This is a genomic window from Pseudomonas sp. E45-MNA-CIBAN-0222 (assembly GCF_040310405.1).
Classification (GTDB): Bacteria; Pseudomonadota; Gammaproteobacteria; order Pseudomonadales; family Pseudomonadaceae; genus Stutzerimonas; species Stutzerimonas stutzeri_AC.
This window is the reverse complement of record NZ_JBEOPU010000002.1, coordinates 307,210-329,131: the sequence shown is the minus strand read 5'-3', so window position 1 is coordinate 329,131 and position 21,922 is coordinate 307,210. Positions and strand designations below refer to the sequence as shown.

Here is a 21,922-nt window from a genome sequence, read left to right as displayed (position 1 = left end):
TTGGGCGGCGTTTTTGTGTGTGGCTTACGCTTCGCGGTTACGCGTCAGCAGTGCTGGCTTCTCGCCGCGCGGGCGAGTCGGTAACTGCTCGAGCTGGTCAAGGCTAGGCAGGCGATCGATCTTCGATTCCTTGTGGATGATCACCGGCTGCTTCTCGCGAGGTTTGGCCGCTTCCTGACGAGACGCCACTGGCTCGTCGATCCGCCGGCTTTCACTCTTGCGCCGCGGCTGGCCGTTGCGTGGCTGACCACTGCGTGCTGCCGGACCCTGGCCGGGGCGCTTGCCCTTGCCTGCTGCGGGCGCGCTGGCACCGCTTGTGCCGCCTGTACCTGTTCGTGCAGCACCCGCTGCGCGTGGAGCGCTGCCTGGCTGAGCAGGAGCGCCGGGGCGGCGGCCGCGGTTCTGCTTGTTCTGATATGGGCTGACGTAATCGACCCGATTGCCGAAGTTGTCCACTTCGTCATCGCGGAACTCGTCAGGAGCGCGATCCGGCGGCAGCTGAGGCGGACGGACAACAGCTTGTGCTTCGCTGCTGGCGCCCTCGCGCGTAGGCTTGCGGGCCTTGCTTTGGCTGCGACGGTTGCGCTCCTTTTGCTCGGCGCCTTTTTCGGCAGGCTTGCTACGTTCGCCGCGGGGCTTGCCCTCTCCGCGCTGGGGGCGTGGCTGGCGCGGTTCGCGCACTTCGGGCTTTTCGGCCTCGATGGCACTGGCGTCAAAGCCCATCAGGTCGCCTTCGGGAATGCGCTGCTTGGTCATCCGTTCGATGCCCTTGAGCAGCTTCTCCTCGTCTGGCGCGACCAGCGAGATGGCTTCACCGCTGCGTCCGGCACGACCGGTACGGCCGATGCGGTGCACGTAGTCTTCCTCGACGTTGGGCAGCTCGAAGTTGACCACATGGGGCAGCTGATCGATATCCAGGCCACGGGCGGCAATATCGGTGGCGACCAGGATGCGCACCTGGTTGGCCTTGAAGTCGGCCAGAGCCTTGGTACGGGCGTTCTGGCTCTTGTTGCCATGAATCGCGGCAGCCGGCAGACCGTGCTTTTCCAGATATTCGGCCAGACGGTTGGCGCCGTGCTTGGTGCGGGTGAAGACCAGCACCTGCTCCCAGGCACCCTGGGTAATCAGGTGGGCGAGCAGGGCACGCTTGTGGCTGGCAGCCACGCGGAACATGCGTTGCTCGATTCGCTCGACGGTGGTGTTCGGCGGCGTGACCTCGATGCGCTCGGGGTTGTGCAGCAGCTTGCCGGCGAGATCGGTGATGTCCTTGGAGAAGGTGGCCGAGAACAGCAGGTTCTGGCGCTTGGCTGGCAGCTTGGCCAGGACCTTCTTGACGTCATGGATGAAGCCCATGTCGAGCATGCGGTCAGCTTCGTCGAGGACGAGGATTTCCACATGCGACAGGTCGATTGCTTTCTGATTGGTCAGGTCGAGCAAGCGACCGGGGCAGGCGACAAGCACGTCGAGACCCTTGGCTACTGCCTGGATCTGCGGGTTCATGCCAACACCACCGAAGATGCAGGTGCTCTTCAGGGGCAAGTCACGGGCATAGACCTTGAAGCTCTCGTGGACCTGAGCGGCGAGCTCGCGGGTCGGCGTCAGGACCAGTACGCGCGGCTGTTTCGGACCGTAGCGATGGTCACGGTCCGGGTGACCACCCGGGAACAGCAATTCAAGTACCGGCAGGGCGAAACCGCCCGTCTTTCCGGTTCCGGTCTGAGCGGCGACCATCAGGTCACGGCCTTGCAACACGGCGGGAATTGCCCGCTGTTGCACGGGGGTAGGCTGGGTGTAACCGGCGGCCTCGACGGCACCGGCCAAAGCCTCGGAGAGACCGAGGGAAGCAAAGGACATGAGTAATCCTGTCTTGTTAGGGCGAGGCCCTGGGATGATCATGCCTGGCTTGAATCGCGACTGGCGTGCGATCCCGTCCGGTCCTGCCGCAGATATGGTAGCGGCATCCGGGCGTAAGCCTGGCGGAAGCGCGGAGTATAACAGAGCCTGTTAACACCGCATTGCTCTGACAGTGTCGCAGGTCACGGGTTCATTAGCCAGCCCCGCATTTCTGCGGAGCAGGTTGAGTCCGACTCAGCGCGACAGCTTGAGGTTATTCCAGACTGCCAGGCTCGGCTCGGCCTGGTTCAGTGTGTAGAAGTGCAGGCCTGGCGCACCGCCGGCCAGCAGCTTCTCGCACATCTCGGTGATGACCTGCTCGCCGAAGGCCTGGATGCTCTGGATGTCGTCGCCGTAGGCTTCGAGCTGCTTGCGCACCCAGCGCGGAATCTCCGCGCCGCAGGCGTCGGAGAACCGTGCCAGCTTGCTGTAGTTGGTGATTGGCATGATGCCTGGCACCACTGGCGTTTCTACGCCGAGCTTGCGTACGCGCTCGACGAAGTAGAAGTAGCAGTCGGCATTGAAGAAGTACTGGGTAATAGCGCTGTCGGCGCCGGCCTTGGCCTTGCGCACGAAGTTGGCCAGATCATCCTCGAAATTGCGTGCCTGCGGATGCATCTCCGGGTAGGCAGCGATTTCGATGTGGAAGTGATCCCCGGTTTCGCTGCGGATGAATTCCACCAGCTCATTGGCGTAGCGCAGCTCGCCGCTGGCCATACCCATACCAGAGGGCAGATCGCCCCGCAGCGCAACGATGCGCTGGATGCCTGCCTCCTTGTAGAGGTTCAGCAGCTCGCGCAGATCAGCCTTGGTGTCGCCGACGCAGGACAGATGCGGCGCGGTCGGCACTTTCACTTCGCCGTCGAGCTGCAGCACGGTGTTTAGCGTGCGGTCACGGGTCGACCCGCCGGCACCGTAGGTGCAGGAAAAGAAATCAGGTTGGTAACCTGCCAATTGGCGGGCCACGTTCAGCAGTTTTTCATGCCCGGCTTCGGTCTTGGTAGGGAAGAACTCGAAGCTGATGGAGGGGCGGGAAGTCGTCATCTAAAGATTCCTTAGCTGCCAAGCCGCAAGCTACAGGCCTCAAGCGGGCACGAAGCGGCTTGCGACCTGTGGCGTGCAGTTTGAGCTGCTTCTTAGTAGCGGTAGCTGTCCGGCTTGAACGGGCCTTCGACGGTCACGCCGATGTATTCCGCCTGCTTGGTGGTCAGCTGGGTGACCACGCCACCAAAGCCCTTGACCATCTCCAGCGCTACTTCCTCGTCGAGCTTCTTCGGCAGCACCATGACGGTGACGTTCTTGCTCTTCTCGGCAACCGGCAGGTCGGCAAACTTCTCGTTGTAGAGATGGATCTGCGCCAGCACCTGGTTGGCGAAGGAGCCGTCCATGATGCGGCTCGGGTGGCCGGTGGCGTTGCCCAGGTTCACCAGGCGTCCTTCGGCCAGCAGGATCAGGTAGTCGTCGTTGGTCGGGTCGACGGTCTTGCCGGTGCGGTGGATCTTGTGCACCTGCGGCTTGACCTCTTCCCAGCCCCAGTTGGCGCGCATGAAGGCGGTGTCGATCTCGTTGTCGAAGTGGCCGATGTTGCACACCACGGCGCGCTTCTTCAGCGCCTTGAGCATGCCGGCGTCGCACACGTTAACGTTACCGGTGGTGGTGACGATCAGGTCGATCTTGCCCAGCAGGGCCGCGTCGACGCTGGCTTCAGTGCCATCGTTGATGCCGTCCTTGTAGGGGGAGACCAGCTCGAAGCCATCCATGCAGGCCTGCATGGCGCAGATCGGGTCGACTTCCGACACCTTGACGATCATGCCTTCCTGACGCAGCGATTGCGCCGACCCCTTGCCGACATCGCCGTAGCCGACGACCAGCGCCTGCTTGCCCGACAGCAGGTGGTCGGTGGCGCGCTTGATGGCATCGTTCAGGCTGTGACGGCAACCATACTTGTTGTCGTTCTTGCTCTTGGTGACCGAGTCGTTGACGTTGATCGCCGGGATCTTCAGCGTGCCGCCCTTGAGCATGTCGAGCAGGCGGTGCACGCCGGTGGTAGTTTCCTCGGTGACGCCGTGGACGCGCTCGAGCACTTGCGGGTACTTGTCGTGCAGGATCTGGGTCAGGTCACCGCCGTCGTCCAGCACCATGTTGGCGTCCCACGGCTGGCCGTCCTTGAGGATGGTCTGCTCGATGCACCACTCGTACTCTTCCTCGGTCTCGCCCTTCCAGGCAAACACCGGGATGCCGGCGGCGGCGATGGCGGCAGCGGCCTGATCCTGGGTGGAGAAGATGTTGCAGGAGGACCAGCGTACTTCGGCGCCGAGGGCGATCAGCGTCTCGATCAGCACGGCGGTCTGGATAGTCATGTGGATGCAGCCGAGGATTTTCGCGCCCTTGAGCGGTTGCTCTGCGGCGTACTTGGTGCGCAGGCCCATCAGCGCGGGCATTTCGGACTCGGCAATGATGACTTCACGGCGGCCCCAGGCGGCCAGAGAAATGTCGGCGACCTTGAAGTCGGTGAAACCGGCAGGCGTCATGACAGCACTCATAGAAGAGTTCTCCATTCGTATAGATGCGAATGGGCGCCGTTGATGCGTTCTAGGAAACGCCCCATCCGAGCCTGACAGGTGAATTCTAATCTGGATCTGCTGCGGCGCGACAAGGTAAGCCGCGTGGCTTGCGAGATACAAAACAGGCTTTCATTCCTGCTGCAGCGCCCCTCGGACGGGTGGCGGGCACGGTCGAAGCGGAGTCGACCGGGAAAAACCAGGCGATTATAGCTGCGCTGTGCGTCAATCCCAAGTCCGATACCGCGCGAACTACGTAGCCGGGCAGGGGGTCGAAATTTGAGGTTCGGTGACCTTGCCGGGCGAAACCGTTTCAGGAGACCGCCATGAACCCCATGCTTCGCCTCGCGCCGGTACTGCTCGTCGGCGCCTTCAGCCTCCCTGCCGCTGCTAAATCCTGCTACGTGCATAGCGAAACGTCTGGCGCCGTGCCGGCGCCGGTGGTGACCGAGCAGTGCTTCGAGTTTCACGGTCTGGATGACGAGGACGCCATCGACTGGGTGTGTCAGGACAACGAGGCGGTGAAGAATTCCCGCCGCGAGATCCGCGACAGCTGCCCTGACGGCCACTTTGGTATCTGTACCGCAGCAATGACTCCGGAGACTCTCGCTAACGAACGTGCCACCGGCTCCCAGGCGAAAAACGGTACCTTGCCAACCCAGATGAGTGACGAAGCGACGATCGTCACCTATCACTACCACGCCAGCGACCGGGCACAGGCCAAGATCGATTGCGAGAGCGGTGGCGGCAGCTGGTCGCGCTAGTCGAATGCCTGCGCAATCTTTGCTGACGAAGTCGATACCTGACTGATTTGTTCAACCGGGCGTGGGCGGGGATAATCCCGCGCTTTGCCTCCACGGGTGGTTGAACCATGAAGCTGAGACTGCTGAGCCTGTCCTTGATTGCTGCGCTCGCGCTGACGGGCTGCGATCGGGTCGATCCTGATTCGCCGCTGGGCAAGCGTAAGGCGATCTACCAGGCGATGCTCGATACCAAAGAAGATCTCGGCGGCATGTTGCGCGGCCGCCTGCCTTTTGATGGTGAAGCGTTCAGCGCGGGCGCCGTAAAACTGGATGAGCTTTCGCGACAGCCATGGCAGCACTACCCCGAGGTCAAGGAGAAGCAGAGCGACGCGCGCGACGATGTCTGGCAGCGCCAGGAGCGTTTCAACGAGATGGCGCGTGCACTGGAGGCGACCACAGCAGAGCTGGTCGGCGTGACCAGTGCCTCACCTGTCACCGCACAAAGCGTTGCGCCGGCCTTTCAGCGGGTCGAGGATGCCTGCGAAGCCTGCCACAAGGAGTTTCGCGCTTACTGAGACGGGTCAGCGGCGTAGCGTGTCGAGCTTTTCCCGGGATTTGGCCAGCTGATTGCGACGCAGCTCGATCAGCTGCGCATCGCCAGTGCCCAGCGCCTCGCGTAACAGCGCCTCACGCCGGTCCACCTGGCGATTGATGTGCTCGTACTCGACTTGGCGCGGATGCAGCGCCACCAGACCTTGGCACTCTTCGCTTAGCGACTGCAGCTCGGCGTTGAGCTGCGTCTGACGCGGCTTGTCGCCCTGCAGCCTTGCCTGCTGCAGGTGTTCACGCAAGGACTGGCGTTGTTCTTGGCACTGGGTATCGGCTTGTGGTGCCGCCGCGGCTAGCGAGCTGATGGCGGTGTTGCCGATCAGCAGGGCAATCGGCCAATGTCGCAAAGACATGCCTCGCCTCCATAATTGTTATCCAGCCCCTATCGACCGCGCAGAGCGGCGAAAGTCCCTTAGAAACCTGAAACGCCGACGGCACGTAATCTGTAGCGCAACGCTTGTAGCTCCGGTGCCTGGAAGAATGCCTGCAGCTGCCGCGCACGCGCTGGTCCGACGCCTGGCACGGCCTGCCATTGCGCCGCGCTGCGCGCGGCCAGCACGTTCCAATCGACTTCCTCCGCGAGTGATACAGCAGCGGGCATGCCGAGGGCCCTGAGCCAGCGCTCCAACGACCTCTCTCGAGCAAGGGCAAAGCTCGCAGCCAGCTTGCCGGCGCGCTCTTCGCCGATGCCCGGCACCTGCTGTAGCGTTGCCGCATCCAGCTCCAGCCATGCGAGCAGATCGGGTAACAGTCCGGCATCGAGCAGCGCTTGCCAGCTACCGGCACCGAGTCCTGAAAAGCCGAGGCCCTGTTTGCCACTTAGCCAGGCGAGGCGGGCTATGAACTGCTGCTCGCAGCCTGGCGTCGGCTGCCAGCAGCTGTGTGCGTGATACCGAGCAGGGTCGGGTGCCACCACTTGCGCCCGTTCGGTGCTGCGCCAGACTACCGAGTCCAGCTGCGCAATGGTCTGTCCCGCAAGCGCAACAGCAACCTGATCGCCGGGATGCACGTCCAGTGCTCGCCAGCGGCCCAGCGAGCCAAGGCTGAGGGTGCGAATGCGCCGGTCATCGAGATATACCGGTGCCAGCTGCAGCATTGGCGTGATCCGTCCGGTGCGGCCGATGCGAAACTCCACGGCGCGCACCTCGGTCACCACCTTGCGCAGAGGGTGCTTCCATGCCGCCGCCCAATGCGGTTCGGCTTGCCAGCGTTCGGCTGGTGGACGCTGGCTTTGCCGTAACACCACGCCGTCGGTGGCGAAGGGCAGGGGTTGCCGATACCAATACTCGCGCCAATGCCGCGCTTGCTCAAAATCCCGTAGCGGCAGGCTGAAGCGTTTACTGTCCGCGAATCCCATTGCCGCAAGCCGCTCCAGCTGCGCAGTCATCGGCTCCGGGCCGTTGGGCCAGTCCCAGACGAACAATCCGATCTGCTCGGCGATGTCACTGCTTAGTTGCGTGCGCGCCATCGCACCGGCTACACGGCTGCGTGCACCGACACCACCATCCGCTGCTTGCACATGCTGCTCCAGGCGCCAGTAAAGCTCGCCCTGCAGGATTACGTCGCCTGGCTCTGTCAGTCGCGCCGGAACCGCTGGGACAAGCCGCGCATTGGTCGTCCAGTCCTGACCGCTGTTACCGTCACCACGGCTGATGGCTTGCTGCAGCTGGCCGTTGCGATATACCAGGGTCACCGCTACGCCATCTACCTTGGGCTGAATCCAGAGGTTATCGCGTCGCTCGATCCAGTCGGCAACCGACTGTTCGTCAGCGAGCTTCACCAGGCCGGTCTGCCTGACTGGATGCGGTAGTGGGCCGCCCGCTGCGTCCAGCGGATCCTGTTGCGATTGATCGGCGGCAGGAAAACAACGCTGCCAGTCGTGCAGGCGGTCGCGGCTCTGGTCGTAGATTTCGTCATCCACCAACGACTGGCCGTTGCGGTGGTAGGCCTCATCCCATTGATTGAGCTGCTGCCGCAGGCTGCGGATTTCCTGTTGTGCTTGGCGGTTGTCCCAGGTCGGGCAGGCAGCAAGGCAAAGGGGTGACAAAAGGCACAGCGATAGTGCGATCAGGCGTTGCATAAGAGCGTCCTTGCTCCAATGAATTGGTCTGGCCTCCCATCAGAGAAGGCCGATAGCATTGTCGCCGGCTTGGCGCAGCGCGACCGTGCGTCAGCGCATATTGAACAGTTCCTGGTGGAAATCCCTCGATGGCAGGCCGTGGCGTCGCAGGTCCTTGCTCAGGTCCTGACCGAAGCCTGCCGGGCCGCAGAACCAAACATCGCTGTCGTGCCAGCGCGGCGCCAACTCACGAAGGCGCTCGGGTGTCAGACGCCCGCCCTCGCTGGCGATCAGCACGTGCAGGCGCACGCGGGCACTCTCAGCCAGCTCGCGGATACGCTCGATGAAGCCTTGGTCCGGCGCGCTGGTGCAGTAGAACAGGTCGACGTTGTCGCCCTTGCCGCTTTCGGCGAGCGCCTGTAGCCGGCCAATGAAGGGTGCGATGCCGATGCCGCCGGCGACCCAGATCTGCCGAGGTTTTCGGCTGTGGAAATCGAAGCAGCCGTAAGGTCCTTCGACCTTAACCGCGTCGCCCGCCTTTAGGGTGTCCGGCAGGGAACGGGTGTAGTCGCCGAGGCCCTTGATCGAGAAAGTAAGCTTGCCATCGTTGCACCAGGCAGAGGACAGGCTGAAGGGGTGCGGTCCCTCCTTGTCGTCGAAGGTGACGAAGGCGAACTGCCCGGCCTTGTGCCCCGGCCAGGGACCGTCGAGCTTGATATCGACGCGCAGCACGCGGTTGTCGCGATGATGGGTAAGTCCATCAATGCGGCCGACGACCTGATGCTTGCGGCCGATGCGGCGCAACAGCGAAATGCAGGCCGCCACAGAACCCGAGGCCATCATGACGGCAAGGACCACGCCCAGTGGCGATGTCCAATAGTCCGGCGGCGTCAGCACTACTGCATGCGCCACCAGGGCCAGATAGACCAGCGCCAGCCAGCGGTGCGTCTTGAAAAACCAGCGGTAGGGGAAGCGCTTGACTAGCGCCAGCACGATCAGAATCACCGCGGCATAGAACGCCCATTCGCCTATCGTCTCCGCTAGGCCGCGGAAGCGTTGCAGCAGGGCAAAGATGCCCTCATGCATCTGGCCCTCACCGGCACGTCGTGCCGGTTTTTCCAGCCAGCCAAAACCGACTAGCCATTTTGGTATCTGCCCCCAGCCCCAGTGAAAGATGGCAATTACTAGCGCGCTGATGCCGAGCCACTTGTGTAGTCGATAGGTCTTGTCCAACCCGTCGAAGAAGCGCTCGAAGCGTCGCGGCCGCACCGCCAGCACCATTGCCACGCTCATCGCGACAATCCCGAGCACGCCGCTGTAGTGCACCAGCGTCTTGCGTAACGGCCAGAACTGGTAACGCGCCATAATGAAGCTGTCGACCAGCAGCCAGAGCAGCGTCAGTCCGACGAACAGCGCGACGTATGTGACTTTTATCTGTCTCATCTTGGGCAAGCCTCCCAGCTGACATCCCTATTTCAAGCTTCCTTAAGCATCTCCCTACTGCCATGCCACTGCCATGATCGTGGTCAGTAGCGAAGCGGTCAGCCGAAATCGGCGACACGGGAAGACGCGCTTTTTATCTACAATTCGCCCCTTAATTCCTCGAAGAGACGAGCCCGTGCAACCAGTGATCGCCATCGAGCAGCTCACCAAAACCTACGCTTCCGGCCATCCGGCGCTCAAACGCATCGACCTCGAGATCCACAAGGGCGAAATCTTTGCCCTGCTGGGCCCCAATGGCGCCGGCAAGACCACGCTGATCAGCATCATCTGCGGGATCGTCAATCCGGGCACCGGCCGCGTGCTGGTCGATGGCCACGACATCGTCCAAGACTACCGCGCTGCACGCTCGAAGATCGGGCTGGTGCCGCAGGAGCTGTTCAACGAAGGTTTCGAAAGCGTCTGGGCAACCGTGCGTTTTTCGCGCGGCCTCTTTGGCAAGGCGCCTGACGATTCGTTCCTGGAGAAACTGTTGCGCGATTTGTCGCTGTGGGACAAACGCAGTGCACGCATTCAGGAGCTTTCCGGCGGCATGAAGCGGCGGGTGATGATCGCCAAGGCATTGTCCCACGAGCCGTCGATTCTGTTTCTCGACGAGCCTACAGCCGGCGTCGATGTCGAACTGCGCCGCGACATGTGGGAGATGGTCCGTGGCCTGCGCGAACGTGGCGTGACCATCATCCTGACCACGCATTACATCGAAGAGGCCGAGGAAATGGCCGATCGTATCGGGGTGATCAGCCGCGGCGAGATCATCCTTGTCGAGGACAAGGCCGTGCTGATGCACAAGCTCGGCAAGAAGCAGCTGACCCTGCATCTGCAGCGCCCGCTGGCGGTGATCCCGGACGAGCTGGCCAGCTACCCGCTGGAGCTCACCGATGCCGGCAACCAGCTGGTGTTCACCTTCGACGTGCAGCACCAGGACACCGGCATCGCCGAGCTGCTCAAGCGCCTGGCCGCCCACGGTATCGATTTCAAGGATTTGCAGTCGAGCCAGAGCTCGCTCGAAGAGATCTTCGTCAACCTCGTTCACGGTCGCTGAGGAAAAGCCCGCATGAATTTCTACGCGATCCGCGCGATCTACCTGTTCGAACTGGCGCGCACCTGGCGCACCTTGCTACAGAGTATCGCCACCCCGGTAATCTCTACCTCGCTGTACTTCGTGGTATTCGGTTCGGCCATCGGCGCGCGCATGGAGGCGATGCACGGCATCCCTTATGGTGCGTTCATCATCCCCGGCCTGATCATGATGGCGTTGCTCACCGAGAGCATCTCCAATGCCTCGTTCGGCATCTACATGCCGCGCTATTCCGGGACCATCTACGAGGTGCTTTCTGCGCCGGTTTCCTATGTCGAGATCGTTATCGGCTATGTCGGCGCAGCGGCGACCAAGTCGCTGGTGCTGGGCGTGATCATCCTCATCACCGCGCGGTTATTCGTCGACTACGAAATCCAGCATCCGCTGATGATGGCGCTGTTTCTGGTGCTGACGGCGATCACCTTCTGCCTCTTCGGCTTCATCATCGGCATCTGGGCCGATGGCTGGGAGAAGCTGCAGATCGTCCCGGCGCTGATCGTCACGCCGCTGGCCTTTCTCGGTGGGAGCTTCTACTCCATCGAGATGCTGCCGCCGCTATGGCAGAAGGTCACCCTGTTCAACCCGGTGGTGTACCTGATCAGCGGTTTCCGCTGGAGCTTCTATGGTGTCTCGGACATCAGCGTCGGCGTCAGCCTGGCGATGATCCTGAGCTTTCTCGCCGCCTGCCTGCTGGCGGTGTGGTGGATATTCAAAACAGGCTATCGGCTGAAGAACTAGCCACCAACAAAAACGCCCGCAGATGCGGGCGTTTTTTAGCGTCGGCGCTTATTTGCCGAACATCTTGCCCAGGCCGAGAACGGCGTCCTTGGCCTGAGTGACGGCTTGGACCTTCTCGTTCACAGCAGCAGTGTCATCGCCAGCAGCGTTGGCGGCCAGGCCGTCGGCGTTGAGCTGGGCGCAGCCGCCATCAACCTGATTCAGCGCGTTGTTGAGCTTTTCGTTGCCAAGCATCTGGCCGAGCAGCTTGCCGGTTTCCAGGTTGCCCTGCTGGGCAGCCAACTGCTGTTCGCACTTGGCCTGCACGTCGGTGGTGGCGGCCTGCAGCGAGGCGCTGCCGAGGGCGAGGATGGCACAGCCGAAAAGATGGGAAATACGCATGGAAAACCTCCTGTTAAAGTCGATCGCGGCATGCGATCGAGCGAGTCCGTTCGAAAAGGGCGGCGATGATAGCGTTTGGCCTGCGTATCGGAAAGGCTCTGCAACGGGTGTTTTCGTGATGCGGTGCAGTTTGTTGAAATATCGGTATGTGTCCGGCGGCATGCTTCTTTTGCGCGCCTACCGCTCGTTTTTAAAAGAAAAAGCCCCGCTCGGTTTGCACCGGCGGGGCTTTTCGTTTGGCGTGGAGCGGTGGTGTTACAGGCCGGCAGCCGCGCGCAGGGCGTCGGCCTTGTCGGTCTTTTCCCAGGTGAAGGCGGTAAAGGTGTCGCCACCGACCGTCATTTCATAGGGCGCGCGGCCGAAGTGGCCATAGGCCGCGGTGGCCTTGTACATTGGATGCAGCAGGTCGAGCATGGTGGTGATCGCGTAGGGGCGCAGATCGAAATGCTCGCGTACCAGGGCAACGATCTTCTCGTCGCTGAGCTTGCCGGTACCGAAGGTGTTGATCGAGATCGACGTCGGCTGGGCCACGCCGATGGCGTAGGAGACCTGGATTTCGCAGCGTTCGGCCAGGCCGGCAGCAACGATGTTCTTCGCTACATAACGGCCAGCGTAGGCAGCCGAGCGGTCGACCTTGGATGGATCCTTGCCGGAGAAGGCGCCGCCGCCGTGACGGGCCATGCCGCCGTAGGTGTCGACGATGATCTTGCGCCCGGTCAGGCCGCAGTCGCCCACCGGGCCGCCGATGATGAACTGGCCGGTCGGGTTGATGTGGAACTGGGTGTCCTTGTGCAGCAGTTCGGCCGGGATCACGTGCTTGACGACCAGCTCCATCACCGCTTCCTTGAGGTCGGAATGCTTGACCTCCGGGTTGTGCTGGGTGGAGAGCACGATGGCATCGATACCCACTACCTTGCCGCCTTCGTAGCGGCAGGTGACCTGGCTCTTGGCATCTGGACGCAGCCACGGCAGCAGGCCGTTCTTGCGCGCTTCCGCCTGACGCTCGACGAGGGCGTGGGAGAAGCGGATCGGGGCGGGCATCAGTACGTCGGTTTCGTTGCTGGCGTAGCCGAACATCAGGCCTTGGTCGCCAGCGCCCTGGTCTTCCGGCTTGCTGCGGTCCACACCCTGGGCGATGTCCACCGACTGCTTGCCGATGATGTTGATGATGCCGCAGGTGGCGCCGTCGAAGCCGACTTCCGAGCTGTTGTAGCCGATGTCGATAATGACGTCGCGCACCAGTTGCTCGAGGTCGACCCAGGCCGAGGTGGTCACTTCACCGGCGACGATCGCCACGCCGGTCTTGACCAGAGTCTCGCAGGCCACGCGGGCATGCTTGTCCTCGGCGATGATGGCGTCCAGCACCGCATCGGAAATCTGGTCGGCGATCTTGTCTGGGTGCCCTTCGGACACGGACTCGGAGGTAAAAATCGAATATTCGCTCATCTATCGGTTTCCTATTACCGGTGGGTGAGTCGGCTGTCAGGGGCGAGCCGGGAAAAGTACCGGGCCTGGATCTGAAAACCGTTCTTCAAGCCAATGTAGAGGCTCTCGCCGGGCGTGAGCCCCGCGGCATCGGCCCAACGGGCCAGATCGTCCTGTTCGAACCCCAACCACAGATCGCCGCAGGCCTCCCTGGCCCAACTCTGGTTGTGGCTGCACAGCTCCGTGACCAGCAGACTGCCGCCTGCGTTCACCAGTCGTGCCAGTTGTTTTATCGCTTCGCCTGGCGCGGCCAGGTGATGCAGCACCATGTTCAGTACCACGCAGTCGGCGGGTGCGCAGTCGTCGTGCAGGGCGTCGGCGAGCTTCAGCTCGACGTTTGCCAGTCCTGCCTCTTCGCAGCGCGCGCGGGCCAGATCGAGCATGGCCGGACTGTTATCCAGTGCCACCACGCGCGCAAAACGGCGGGCCAGTTCTGGCAGAAAGCTGCCATCGCCGGGACCTATTTCCAGTGCCGTGGCGCTGCTCTCGAAGTTCAGTGCATCGAGGAGCGCCACTACGCTGTCGCGGTACTGCGGCAAGCCGGCGATCAGGTCCTGCCGGGCCTGGAAACTGCCAGCCATGCGTGCGAAGAAATCCTCGCTGGCGGCGCTGCGCTGGGCGTGGACCGCCGCGATACGCGCTTCGATTTCGCGTGGCAGTTCCAGTCGATCAGCCTCTTCGAGCAGCGCCCCATGCAGCTTGCCGCCTGGGCTATTCGCTTGCGGCAGGCTGCGTCGATAGAACACCGCGTTGCCTTCGCGGCGGGTCGCCAGCAGACCGGCCTGCGTCAGCACCTTGAGGTGATGGCTCATGCCGGACTGGCCGATGGCGAAGATCTGCGCCAGCTCGAGCACGCCGAACGAATCGCTGGCCAACGCCCGCAATATGTTCAGCCGCAGCGCATCGCCACCGGCCTTGCACAAGGCGGCGAGCGAATCACTGGCGTCGAAACGGATCTGGGGTATGCGCAGGCTCATAGGTCGCGCAGTTTAGTCGGTCACTTTTCGTACAGCAAGGGCAATATCAAAAAGTTTTGATATTGCCCTTGTGGGCGCAGGGTTAATGCAGCAGGCGGGACAACCCAAGGGTGCAGGACACCAGGCCCAGCCCGATGAGGAAATAGTTCGGCAGGATATCCAGCAGGCGCTGGATCAGTCCTTCACCCGCCAGGCGACGCGAGAGCAGGCTGTAGGCGAGCAGGATGCTCAGATCAATCACCGCCCAGATCACGATCAGCACCGTCGCCTGTGGCGCGAACGGCTGCGCGGGGAGGATGAAGCCGGGTAGAAAGGCGAGAAAGAACAGAATGTCCTTTGGATTGGACAGGCCCACCGCCATGGCGCGCCAGAAATAGTGCGCTTCGCTGCGCGTTGGCGTGGCGGTTTCGCTGCGCCCGCCGCACAGGCCGTCGCAACCCAGCCAGATCAGGTACAGGCCACCGAGAATCTGTCCGGCCTCGAGCACCAGCGGGTCGAGGTCCAGGGCCAGGTAGATCATTACCAGTGCAGCGATCATCAGGATCTGCGCAGATACCGCGCCGCCGAGAATTGTCCAAAGCGGCCAGCGGCGACGGGCGTCGGCCACTACCAAGGCGACCACCGGGCCGGGTGAGGCGATCAGCAGAGCGACTGCGGCGGCGAAGGCGAGATAGGTGGCGTTCATAATTCGGTCACCAGGCCGAACACCCGGCTGCGTTTGCCCAGGCGCTCTGCATAGAAATTCGGGTTAGTGATGGCAAAGGCGCGCTGGATCCAGCGATCACTACCGTCGAAGCGTGCGCTGAAGGGGCTGCGGGCGTGGGCAGTGCGGCGGTTGTCGATGATCAGCATGTCGCCACGATTCAGGCGTACTGGCTCGACTACCTCCCAGGCAATGGCGCGCAGCTTGTCCATCAAGTGTTGGGCGCGGCTGCTGAAAGCCAGCATGAATTGCGGGTCGAAGCGAAAAAAGGGCGCATCGGGGTCGCCGTAGAGCACCGTCTGATGGCGATTGATGTCGATGCGCTGGTTCTTTTCGGTGGGGCCGTAGTCGGAGAGAAAATTGTAGGGTTCGGTCAGGAAGAACGACTGTTCCTCGAAGGTCAGGCGTTCGAGAATGCGTTCGATCGAAGCTATGTAGGTGACGGCCTCTGCGTCTGGGTCCTGGCGCAGGCAAAGCAGCACCAGGTAGTCAGGCAGCACGGCGTGAAAGGCGTTCTCCGTATGCAGGTCCAGTTCGGTGTCGAAACTGTCCGAGGTCGCGCCGCGGGAATGCGCCTGCTGGGGGAAGAAGTTGTTGACTATGCAGCCGTCGGACTCCTGCAAGTAGCCGATCGGCTCGCCAAGCAGCGCCGTGGCCTGCAGCAGCAGTCGCTCGCTGCTGTCGTCGGGCTTGCAAAGGTACTCGCGGCTTTGCGGGGTGGGCGGGATATCGCCGATAGGCAGGTTCTCGAGTGTCATGAAGCCTTTTTTGTTGCCGAACAGCCTGAAATTCAGGAGCTGGCCAATTTGCTCATGCTGCAGGGCGCCCTTCTCAACCGCGTTGGCCAGAAGCGTCTCGTAGTATTTGCTTTGCATGGCATCCTTTCCTGAGTTTTTGGGCGTGACAGGGCCTCGGGATCGCTTGGACTCGGGCCTTTGCTGGCGCAGTATTGGGACGCAGCGAAGGATTGAAAAATGGAAAAAACACCCGATAAGGATGAGTTTTAGTCATGCCAGAATCTGCCGTCGAATATCCGCGCATGCCGCCGCTCTATGCGCTCCGTGCCTTCGAGGCGGCAGCGCGCTTCGGTTCATTCACCCAGGCGGCGCAAAGCCTGTTCATCACCCAGAGCGCGATCAGTCGGCATGTGAAAGCGTTGGAGGAGCACCTTGGCTGTCAGCTTTTCGAGCGGCGCGGCTCCCGGCTGCTGCTCACCGATGCGGGGCGGCTACTGGCCCAGGAGTTGAAGATCGGCTTTCGTACCATCGAGAACGCCTGTGTTGCCGTTACTCGTCAGCGTGGCGCGATGCGTCTCAAAGCGCCGTCGACGCTGACCATGCGCTGGCTGCTGGGGACGCTGGAGGGCTTCCAGGTGGCCAATCCGCAGAACCGCGTGCAATTGACCAGTGCCTGGATGGATCTGGACGCAGTGGATTTCAACAGTGAGCCATTCGATTGCGCGATTCTGCTCGGCAACGATGGTTTTCCCGCCGACTGGCGGCGGGTAAAGCTGTTCGACGAGTGGCTGGTGCCGGTCTGTGCTCCGGATTTGCTTGGTTCAGCGGCCTGGACTACGCAGCAACTGGCCGAGGCCGAACTCATCCACCCTTCGCGTGACTGTCGTGACTGGCGGCGCTGGTTGCAGCACACCGGTCGAGCGGATCAGGTTGCCTGGCAGCAGGGCAAGTTGTTCGACACCCTTGAGCTGGGTATCTCTGCTGCGGCGCAGGGGCACGGCGTGTCGATCGGCGATCTCGCGTTGGTTGGCGCAGAGCTACAGCGCGGCAGTCTGGTGCTGCCCTTTCATCAGGCGGTGAAGTCCGGTGACAGCTATTACCTCGTCTGGCCAAGCGGCGGTGATGAGTCGGCCACGCTGATGCGCATGCGCGACTACCTGCTCGAACATCTGCCGGATGTGACCAGCCAAGGCGTCGAGCTGTTGGATTGAGGCGCCTGCCAGGCTATTCAGTCATTGCCCCGGTTGCCCTCGGTAGGGGAAAATGGCCGCCTTTTTCTACGTACACCCCGCAGGAGATTCAGCGATGCCCAGCCGTCGTGAGCGAGCCAATGCCATCCGCGCCCTCAGCATGGATGCCGTGCAGAAAGCCAACAGCGGCCACCCGGGTGCCCCAATGGGCATGGCGGACATCGCCGAAGTGCTCTGGCGTGACCATTTGAAGCACAGTCCGACCAACCCGCAGTGGGCAGACCGTGACCGGTTCGTGCTTTCCAACGGCCACGGCTCGATGCTGATCTACTCGCTGCTGCACCTGACCGGTTACGACCTGACCATCGATGACCTGAAGAACTTCCGCCAGCTGCACAGCAAAACCCCGGGCCACCCGGAGTTCGGCTACACCGCGGGCGTCGAGACCACCACCGGTCCGCTGGGCCAGGGCCTGGCCAATGCCGTCGGCTTCGCCGTGGCCGAGAAGGTCATGGCTGCGCAGTTCAACCGCGACGGGCACAAGATCGTCGATCACAACACCTATGTGTTCATGGGCGACGGCTGTCTGATGGAAGGCATCTCCCATGAAGTCTGCTCGCTGGCTGGCACCCTTGGCCTGAACAAGCTGATCGCTTTCTACGATGACAATGGCATCTCCATCGACGGTGAAGTGCACGGCTGGTTCACCGATGACACCCCGCGTCGCTTCGAGGCCTATGGCTGGCAGGTGATTCGCAATGTCGACGGCCATGATGCAGAAGAAATCCAGATCGCCCTGGAAACTGCGCGCAAGAGCGATCGTCCGACGCTGATCTGCTGCAAGACCATCATCGGCTTCGGTTCGCCGAACAAGCAGGGCAAGGAAGAATCCCACGGCGCTGCCCTGGGTGACGCCGAAATCGCCTTGACCCGCGAGGCGCTGGGCTGGAAACACGGCCCGTTCGAGATTCCCGCGGAGATCTACGCCGAGTGGGACGCCAAGCAGAAGGGTGCCGACGCCGAGAACGAGTGGAACAAGCGCTTCGCTGCGTATGCGGCCGAATTCCCGGCCCTGGCGTCCGAGTTCAAGCGCCGGATGGCGGGCGAGCTGCCGGCCGACTTCGCCGAGAAGGCCAGTGAGTTCATCCGCGAGGTCGCTACCAAGGGTGAGACCATCGCCAGCCGCAAGGCCAGCCAGAACTGCCTGAATGCCTTTGGCCCGCTGTTGCCGGAACTGCTCGGCGGATCGGCGGACCTGGCCGGCTCCAACCTGACGCTGTGGAAGGGTTGCAAGCCGGTAGTCGCCGAAGACGCTTCGGGCAACTACATGTATTACGGCGTGCGCGAGTTCGGTATGGCCGCGATCATGAACGGTGTCGCCCTGCACGGCGGCCTGATCCCCTACGGCGCGACCTTCCTGATGTTCATGGAGTACGCCCGCAACGCCGTGCGCATGTCCGCGCTGATGAAGCAGCGTGTGCTCTACGTCTTCACCCACGACTCCATCGGTCTGGGCGAAGACGGCCCGACGCACCAGCCGATCGAGCAGCTGACCAGCCTGCGCACCACGCCGAACCTGGACACCTGGCGCCCGGCCGACACGGTCGAATCCGCGGTGGCCTGGAAGCATGCGGTCGAGCGCAAGGACGGGCCGAGCGCGCTGATCTTCTCGCGCCAGAACCTGCCGTTCCACGTTCGTGACAACGAAACTGAAGCGGCGATTGCCCGCGGCGGCTACATCCTGAAGAACTGCGCTGGCGAGCCGGAGCTGATCCTGATCTCCACCGGTTCGGAAGTCAGCCTGGCGGTGCAGGCTGCCGACAAGCTGGCAGAGCAGGGCCGCAAGGTGCGCGTTGTCTCGATGCCTTGCACCAGCGTGTTCGATAGCCAGGACGCCGCCTACAAGCAGCAGGTGCTGCCGGTGGAAGTCGGCGCGCGTATTGCGATTGAAGCGGCCCACGCGGACTACTGGTACAAGTACGTCGGCCTCGACGGTCGCATCATTGGCATGACCACCTACGGCGAGTCGGCCCCGGCCAACCAGCTGTTCGAGGAGTTCGGCTTCACCGTCGACAACATCCTCGCCGTCGCCGAAGAGCTGCTGGAGGACTGACTGCGAAGATGCGGTGGATGACCATGTCATCCACCCTACGAAGCCCCATCCGCGTAGGGTGGAGAACCACCAAGCGGTTTTCCACCCGCAGGACCGACTAATAACCCATGGCCAACGCCCGTCCCTATCGCGTCGCCCTCAACGGCTACGGCCGCATCGGCCGTTGCGTGCTGCGTGCATTCTATGAGCGCGGCGCAGCTTTCGATTTTCAGTTCGTTGCCCTCAACGACCTGGCCGATATGGCCAGCCTGGAATACCTCACTCGTTTCGACTCCACTCATGGCCGCTTTCCAGGCGAGGTGAGCGTCGACGGCGACTGCCTGCATCTCAATGGGCACTGCGTAAAAGTGCTGCGTGAATCGACGCCGGAAGCCATCGACTGGCGAGCGCTGGACGTCGATCTGGTGCTGGAGTGCTCCGGTGCCTACACCAGTCGCGCCGATGGCGAACGCTTTCTCGCCGCGGGTGTGCCGCGGGTGCTGTTTTCCCAGCCGATGGCCAGCGCGGCGGACGTCGATGCCACGGTGGTCATGGGCATCAACCAGCAGCAGCTGAGTGGCGCCGAACGGCTGGTCTCCAATGCTTCCTGCACCACCAACTGCGGTGTGCCGCTGCTCAAGCTGCTCAACGATGCGGTCGGTATCGAGTACGCCTCGATCACCACCATTCACTCGGCCATGAACGACCAGCCGGTGATCGACGCCTATCATCACGAGGATCTGCGCCGTACACGTTCGGCATTCCAGTCGGTGATTCCGGTGTCCACGGGCCTGGCGCGTGGTATCGAGCGTTTGCTCCCGGAACTCTCGGGGCGGATTCAGGCCAAAGCGGTGCGGGTGCCCACGGTGAACGTGTCTTGCCTGGACATCACACTGCAGACTGCCTGTGATACCGACGCACGAACGATCAACCGGGTGCTGCGCGAGGCTGCCGAAAGCGGGCCATTGCAGGGGCTGTTGGCGTATACCGAGCTGCCCCACGCCAGTTGCGACTTCAATCACGACCCGCATTCGGCGATCGTCGACGGCAGCCTGACGCGAGCGTCCGGCCCGCGCCTGGTGAATCTGCTGGCCTGGTTCGACAACGAATGGGGTTTTGCCAATCGCATGCTCGACGTCACCGATCACTTTTTGCGCGTGGCCAATCGCACCTAGCAGCCCGCGCCTGGAACATCGCTGCTTCTCGACCTTAAGGAAGACCAACATGACCGTTTTGAAGATGACCGATCTCGACCTCCAGGGTAAGCGCGTGCTGATCCGCGAGGACCTCAACGTGCCGGTGAAGGATGGCGCGGTGAAGAGCGATGCGCGCATCCTGGCCTCGTTGCCGACCATCAAGCTGGCGCTGGAGAAGGGCGCGGCGGTGCTGGTCTGCTCGCACCTGGGCCGCCCGGAAGAGGGTGTCTACAGCGAGGAAGACAGCCTCAAGCCGGTCGCCGACTACCTGTCCAAGGCGCTTGGCCGCGAAGTCCCGCTGGTCAAGGACTACCTCGAAGGCGTCCAGGTCCAGCCCGGTGAGCTGGTGCTGCTGGAGAACGTGCGCTTCAACAAGGGCGAGAAGAAGAACACCGACGAGCTGGCGCAGAAGTACGCCGCTCTGTGTGACATTTTCGTCATGGATGCCTTTGGCACCGCTCACCGCGCCCAGGGCTCGACCCATGGCGTGGCCAAGTTTGCCAAGGTCGCCTGCGCCGGCCCGCTGCTGGCAGCCGAGCTGGACGCCCTGGGCAAAGCGCTGAAGACCCCGGCCAAGCCAATGGTCGCCATCGTGGCTGGTTCCAAGGTGTCCACCAAGCTCGACGTGCTGACCTCCCTGGCGGACGTATGCGATCAGCTCATCGTCGGTGGGGGCATCGCCAACACCTTCCTCGCCGCTGCCGGCTACAACGTCGGCAAGTCGCTGCATGAAGCGGACCTGCTGGATACCGCCAAGGCCATCGCCGCCAAGGTCTCTGTGCCGCTGCCGGTGGACGTGGTTGTCGCCAAGGAATTCGCAGAAACCGCTGAAGCCACGGTCAAGGCCGTTGCCGACGTGGCCGATGACGACATGATCCTGGATATCGGACCGAAGACCGCAGCCATGTTCGGCGAAATGCTCAAGGCCTCGCAGACCATCCTCTGGAACGGCCCGGTAGGTGTGTTCGAGTTCGATCAGTTCGGTAACGGCACCAAGGTGCTGGCTCAGGCCATCGCCCAGAGCCCGGCATTCTCGATCGCCGGTGGTGGTGACACCCTGGCGGCCATCGATAAGTACGGCGTTGCCGAGCAGATTTCCTATATTTCCACCGGCGGTGGCGCCTTCCTCGAGTTCGTCGAAGGCAAGGTGCTGCCGGCGGTCGAGGTGCTGGAGCAGCGCGCGAGCTGAGTTAGGCAGTCGAGGCGACCTCGACGCATTCGTCTGTCGGCGCCGGATCCACGGTGCCGGCAGTGCGCGGGGCAACCCAGGCGTCTCGCCGTGGTCTTTGTTCTATCTGGAACAAGGAAAGGGGATGCACCATGCGATATGCCGTTGTTGCTATTTGCTGCCTGGGCCTGGCCGGTTGCGCCGGGAGTGCGCCGGATTCTGCCTGCCAGGTGCTCGACCCACCTGCAGCCATCGGACCGACCGCCGAGCATGATCAGCGTGTCGAAATGCAGGCCACGGGCGATCCGACCATCACACAAGGCGGCTTGCAGGATTGCCCCTGACCGCCGTCAGCCAAGGAGAAGGAATGAACAAAGGCCTGCCCATGCTGATCGCAGCGTTGCTGCTCGGCGGTTGTGGTCACTGGCAGTCCGGCCCGGACGCGCCGTTCGTGCGCTGGAAGTGCCAGAGTCAGCAGAATATCGCCTGGCGTTATGCAGACGACAAACGAACCGCGATTGATCTGAAAGTGGGTAATAGCGAGCGTATTCACACCCTGCGAAAGGAACCAGCCACCCGTGGCACTTTCTATAGCGATGGCGTGCTCGCCTTTCACGACAAGGGCAACGAGGCGCTGGTGTACCGCGTTGCCGACGACAAGGTGCTGGCCCATGGCTGCAGCGCGTCGCTCATCAGTATCTAGCGGGTAACGAGTACAGCTGCCTCGCCAAAGCGGGGCATTGGATTGAAAGCGCTGGCGGGACGCTGGCAATTGCCGCTCCCGCCTCTACAATGCCGCGCCCACGTGCGGC

General features: G+C 62.5%; 21 protein-coding genes and 1 riboswitch. Of the genes, 10 read left to right on the top strand and 11 right to left on the bottom strand.

Going from position 1 to position 21,922, the window contains the following annotated elements:
* Positions 1–24: 24 nt before the first annotated feature.
* The 3 genes from rhlE2 to ahcY form a co-directional block, all read right to left on the bottom strand.
* Positions 25–1,854 (bottom strand): RNA helicase RhlE2, encoded by a 1,830-nt coding sequence (gene rhlE2, locus AAEZ08_RS04535; protein WP_103457006.1) that lies wholly within the window; start codon positions 1,852–1,854, stop codon positions 25–27.
* A gap of 234 nt (positions 1,855–2,088) precedes the next feature.
* Positions 2,089–2,937 carry a methylenetetrahydrofolate reductase [NAD(P)H] gene (gene metF / locus AAEZ08_RS04530; RefSeq protein WP_500123803.1) on the bottom strand — a complete coding sequence of 283 codons (849 nt, stop codon included), beginning with the start codon at positions 2,935–2,937 and terminating at the stop codon, positions 2,089–2,091.
* A gap of 92 nt (positions 2,938–3,029) precedes the next feature.
* On the bottom strand, positions 3,030–4,436 hold the full coding sequence (gene ahcY, locus AAEZ08_RS04525; protein WP_058064279.1) for an adenosylhomocysteinase: 1,407 nt from the start codon (positions 4,434–4,436) through the stop codon (positions 3,030–3,032).
* 24 nt (positions 4,437–4,460) lie between these two features.
* Positions 4,461–4,615: riboswitch (S-adenosyl-L-homocysteine riboswitch) on the bottom strand.
* Positions 4,616–4,780: 165 nt separating this feature from the next.
* Here ahcY and AAEZ08_RS04520 point away from each other — a divergent pair.
* A complete protein-coding gene (locus AAEZ08_RS04520; RefSeq protein WP_500123802.1) occupies positions 4,781–5,218 on the top strand; it encodes a hypothetical protein in 438 nt (145 codons plus the stop codon).
* A 107-nt stretch (positions 5,219–5,325) separates the two neighbouring features.
* A complete protein-coding gene (locus tag AAEZ08_RS04515) occupies positions 5,326–5,772 on the top strand; it encodes a c-type cytochrome (protein WP_003282706.1) in 447 nt (148 codons plus the stop codon).
* Positions 5,773–5,778: 6 nt separating this feature from the next.
* Here the strand turns inward: AAEZ08_RS04515 and AAEZ08_RS04510 are convergent, their stop codons facing one another.
* The 3 genes from AAEZ08_RS04510 to AAEZ08_RS04500 form a co-directional block, all read right to left on the bottom strand.
* Positions 5,779–6,159: a DUF1090 domain-containing protein gene (locus AAEZ08_RS04510; protein ID WP_500123801.1), complete on the bottom strand. Its 381-nt coding sequence runs from the start codon at positions 6,157–6,159 to the stop codon at positions 5,779–5,781.
* 59 nt (positions 6,160–6,218) lie between these two features.
* Positions 6,219–7,886: an NAD-dependent DNA ligase LigB gene (ligB, locus tag AAEZ08_RS04505; RefSeq protein ID WP_500123800.1), complete on the bottom strand. Its 1,668-nt coding sequence runs from the start codon at positions 7,884–7,886 to the stop codon at positions 6,219–6,221.
* 90 nt (positions 7,887–7,976) lie between these two features.
* A complete protein-coding gene (locus tag AAEZ08_RS04500) occupies positions 7,977–9,308 on the bottom strand; it encodes a ferredoxin reductase family protein (RefSeq protein ID WP_500123799.1) in 1,332 nt (443 codons plus the stop codon).
* A gap of 175 nt (positions 9,309–9,483) precedes the next feature.
* On the opposite strand from AAEZ08_RS04500, the gene AAEZ08_RS04495 reads away from it, so the two are divergent.
* Positions 9,484–10,407 (top strand): ABC transporter ATP-binding protein, encoded by a 924-nt coding sequence (locus AAEZ08_RS04495; protein WP_500123798.1) that lies wholly within the window; start codon positions 9,484–9,486, stop codon positions 10,405–10,407.
* A 12-nt stretch (positions 10,408–10,419) separates the two neighbouring features.
* A complete protein-coding gene (locus tag AAEZ08_RS04490) occupies positions 10,420–11,181 on the top strand; it encodes an ABC transporter permease (RefSeq protein WP_102819937.1) in 762 nt (253 codons plus the stop codon).
* A gap of 48 nt (positions 11,182–11,229) precedes the next feature.
* Here AAEZ08_RS04490 and AAEZ08_RS04485 read toward each other — a convergent pair whose 3' ends face one another.
* The 5 genes from AAEZ08_RS04485 to AAEZ08_RS04465 form a co-directional block, all read right to left on the bottom strand.
* A complete protein-coding gene (locus AAEZ08_RS04485; RefSeq protein ID WP_102819936.1) occupies positions 11,230–11,562 on the bottom strand; it encodes a hypothetical protein in 333 nt (110 codons plus the stop codon).
* 255 nt (positions 11,563–11,817) lie between these two features.
* A complete protein-coding gene (gene metK / locus AAEZ08_RS04480) occupies positions 11,818–13,008 on the bottom strand; it encodes a methionine adenosyltransferase (protein WP_427702208.1) in 1,191 nt (396 codons plus the stop codon).
* 14 nt (positions 13,009–13,022) lie between these two features.
* Positions 13,023–14,024, bottom strand: a complete 1,002-nt coding sequence (locus AAEZ08_RS04475) for an ArsR/SmtB family transcription factor (protein WP_500123797.1) — start codon at positions 14,022–14,024, stop codon at positions 13,023–13,025.
* 82 nt (positions 14,025–14,106) lie between these two features.
* Entirely contained in the window at positions 14,107–14,709 is a 603-nt protein-coding gene (locus tag AAEZ08_RS04470; protein WP_003282693.1) for a LysE family translocator, read from the bottom strand.
* Positions 14,706–15,602 carry a TauD/TfdA family dioxygenase gene (locus tag AAEZ08_RS04465; protein WP_500123796.1) on the bottom strand — a complete coding sequence of 299 codons (897 nt, stop codon included), beginning with the start codon at positions 15,600–15,602 and terminating at the stop codon, positions 14,706–14,708. The genes AAEZ08_RS04470 and AAEZ08_RS04465 overlap by 4 nt, the downstream gene beginning before the upstream one ends.
* Before the next feature lie 134 nt (positions 15,603–15,736).
* On the opposite strand from AAEZ08_RS04465, the gene AAEZ08_RS04460 reads away from it, so the two are divergent.
* The 6 genes from AAEZ08_RS04460 to AAEZ08_RS04435 all read left to right on the top strand — a co-directional run bounded on the left by AAEZ08_RS04460 (position 15,737) and on the right by AAEZ08_RS04435 (position 21,813).
* Complete coding sequence (locus AAEZ08_RS04460) at positions 15,737–16,675, top strand: LysR substrate-binding domain-containing protein (RefSeq protein WP_500123795.1); 939 nt, start codon at positions 15,737–15,739, stop codon at positions 16,673–16,675.
* A gap of 94 nt (positions 16,676–16,769) precedes the next feature.
* On the top strand, positions 16,770–18,767 hold the full coding sequence (tkt, locus tag AAEZ08_RS04455; RefSeq protein WP_500123794.1) for a transketolase: 1,998 nt from the start codon (positions 16,770–16,772) through the stop codon (positions 18,765–18,767).
* Between the two features lie 107 nt (positions 18,768–18,874).
* On the top strand, positions 18,875–19,921 hold the full coding sequence (gene epd, locus AAEZ08_RS04450) for an erythrose-4-phosphate dehydrogenase (RefSeq protein WP_003282689.1): 1,047 nt from the start codon (positions 18,875–18,877) through the stop codon (positions 19,919–19,921).
* A gap of 49 nt (positions 19,922–19,970) precedes the next feature.
* Entirely contained in the window at positions 19,971–21,131 is a 1,161-nt protein-coding gene (locus tag AAEZ08_RS04445) for a phosphoglycerate kinase (protein WP_102819931.1), read from the top strand.
* 131 nt (positions 21,132–21,262) lie between these two features.
* The gene (locus tag AAEZ08_RS04440; protein ID WP_102819930.1) at positions 21,263–21,454 is read left to right on the top strand and encodes a hypothetical protein; all 192 of its coding nucleotides are present in this window, start codon (positions 21,263–21,265) and stop codon (positions 21,452–21,454) included.
* A 23-nt stretch (positions 21,455–21,477) separates the two neighbouring features.
* A complete protein-coding gene (locus AAEZ08_RS04435) occupies positions 21,478–21,813 on the top strand; it encodes an MliC family protein (protein WP_003282686.1) in 336 nt (111 codons plus the stop codon).
* Positions 21,814–21,922 lie beyond the last annotated feature (109 nt).